Below are 2140 nucleotides of genomic sequence, written 5' to 3' on the forward strand. Positions count from 1 at the left end.
TTAGTCTTCTTTGCCGACGCAAAGAAGAGTGACCGGCAGCCCCCGCAGGGGGATGTCGTATGGCTTTTGGGTGCAAGAGCCAACGCCGCTCAAACAAACAGCGACCAACCCCGCAGGCAGATGTCGTACGGCCCTTGGGTCCAAAAACCAACGCCGTTCAAAGAAGCGACCACCCCTAAATCCCCTCCCCAACCACCACCACATCCAACTCAATCCCCATACCCGCCAACATCAAACGAAAATCCCACACCGTATGCACCCGGTTCTCCGTAACCGCACAAACAACCCGGCCAGTGCCGGTTGTCGATAGCGGCGCAAGCGCTTCCACCGCGGCGCGTACCGGATCGACGAAGGCCTTGCCGGGAAACAGCCGCTGGAAATAATCGCTGAGCCAGGGCAGGTGCGTGGACGACAAGGTAAAGACGTCGATCTCCGGGTGCGTGGCGAGGATAGCGCGCACAAATGCATCGACTTCGGCGCCGGTGCGCGCGGCATCGGTCAGGAACGCCCCCGACTCCACCAGCTCGACCAGCGCGGAGGCATTGAACGAGAACGCTTGCCCGCGCCCCCGGCTGGCCGCCGCGATATACGCGCCAAGCTCGGCGCTTTCCACCAACGATCGCACCCCCAGCACCCCGATTTGCCCGGACTTCGACAGCGCCAGGGCCTCGGCAACCGGCGGCACCACGCCAAATAGCGGCACGCTGGCGGTGCGGCGCAAATCCTCCAGCACGGTGACCGAGGGTGCGTTGGACGCCATCAGGATGGCGCTCGCCCCTAGCCCCTGCAGGCGTTGCACGGCTTGCGCGGTGGCGTCCAGCAAGGCCTGCCTGTCCTTGCCGCCATAGGGAAAGCTGGCGCGGTCGGCGAGATAGATCAGGTCCTGGTTCGGGAAGCGTTCCTGCAGGAGGCGGACGGCGGCATAGCTGCCGATGCCGGCATCGAAGACACCAATGGGTTGATGCAATGTGGCGAAGGGTTCCATGACGATTCAGTGAGTGGGTTCGCAAGGACTATCGCGCCAGATTGGTACAATTAAAAGTGCCGAATCAAGCAATTTTAATTGGGCCATTTATGCCGAAGATGCGGGACGCCGAAGTGCTGGACCTGGCTGTGCTGCCAAGGAGTGCGGGCGAAGCCAAGCAAGCGTGGGTGTATCGCAGCATCCGCCAGGCCATCCTTGGCGGCAGCCTGCCGCGCGGCGCGCGGCTTGCGTCGACCCGTACGCTGGCGGCGCGCTGGGCGGTGTCGCGGGGGATTGTCGAACTGGCGTTCGAGCAGTTGCGCCTGGAGGGCTATATAGCGAGCCGGGTCGGCTCGGGCTCGCGCGTGAGCGCCAGGCTGCCGGAGGAGTTCTCGCTGCGAGAACACAGCCTTCCCGGGGCGCGGTCCATCGCAGCCTCGACCGCTGCTGCGGCGGCGCCGACGCGCGTCGTGGCGGGCCTGCCGTTCGTGGCCCGCCTGGCCGATCCCGCCTTGTTTCCACTCGACGAATGGCGAAGCCATGTGAGCCGCGTACTGCGGTCGTTGTCCGCCCAACAACTAGGCGACGACGATCCCTGCGGCGACCTCGCACTGCGCGGGGAAATCGCCGCCTACCTGCGGGCGACCCGCGGCATTCGGTGCGACGCCGGGCAACTGATGATCGTGACCGGTATCCGGCAAGCCATCGACCTGGCTGCCCGCGTGGTGTTGCGCGAGCAGGGCCGCGTGCTGCTGGAGGATCCGGCCTATCTGTCGGCGGTACCGCTCTTCAGCTTGTCCTCGCCGCGCATTTCGCCGGTGCGGGTCGATGAGGAGGGCATCTCGATGGATGGCATCCGCCAGCATGCGGATGCTGCGCTGGTGTACGTCACGCCCGCTCACCAGGCGCCGCTGGGCCTGACGATGTCCGTGAGCCGGCGGCTGGCGTTGCTCGACTGGGCAAAGGCGCATGACGCCTGGGTCCTGGAGGACGACTACGACAGCGAGTTCAACTACAGCCGCGCGCCGCTGCCCGCGCTCAAGGCGCTGGATCATGCTGATCGCGTGATCCACTGCGGTAGTTTCAACAAGAGCCTCTATGAGGGTGGAGACAAAACAAAGAAAGACCTATTCTTCCTAAACTGAACATGGAGATGCAGTCATGGGGAAGATGGGA

2 protein-coding genes are annotated in these 2140 nt (G+C 64.4%); one reads left to right on the forward strand and one right to left on the reverse strand.

From position 1 onward, the window contains the following. Positions 1–175 precede the first annotated feature (175 nt). The gene (locus tag AC1RQK_RS40365; RefSeq protein ID WP_492815245.1) at positions 176–985 is read right to left on the reverse strand and encodes a glutamate racemase; all 810 of its coding nucleotides are present in this window, start codon (positions 983–985) and stop codon (positions 176–178) included. Between the two features lie 89 nt (positions 986–1074). Between AC1RQK_RS40365 and AC1RQK_RS40370 the strand changes: the two genes are divergently transcribed. Next, the gene (locus tag AC1RQK_RS40370) at positions 1075–2109 is read left to right on the forward strand and encodes an aminotransferase-like domain-containing protein (protein WP_492815247.1); all 1035 of its coding nucleotides are present in this window, start codon (positions 1075–1077) and stop codon (positions 2107–2109) included. Positions 2110–2140 lie beyond the last annotated feature (31 nt).

This window comes from Cupriavidus sp. GW822-FHT02D05, from assembly GCF_058802485.1.

What these genes read in the sequence shown, in the direction of transcription:
- AC1RQK_RS40365 (WP_492815245.1), bottom strand. Translation starts at nt 985, where the DNA reads ATGGAACCCTTCGCCACATTGCATCAACCCATTGGTGTCTTCGATGCC.
- AC1RQK_RS40370 (WP_492815247.1), top strand. Translation starts at nt 1,075, where the DNA reads ATGCCGAAGATGCGGGACGCCGAAGTGCTGGACCTGGCTGTGCTGCCA.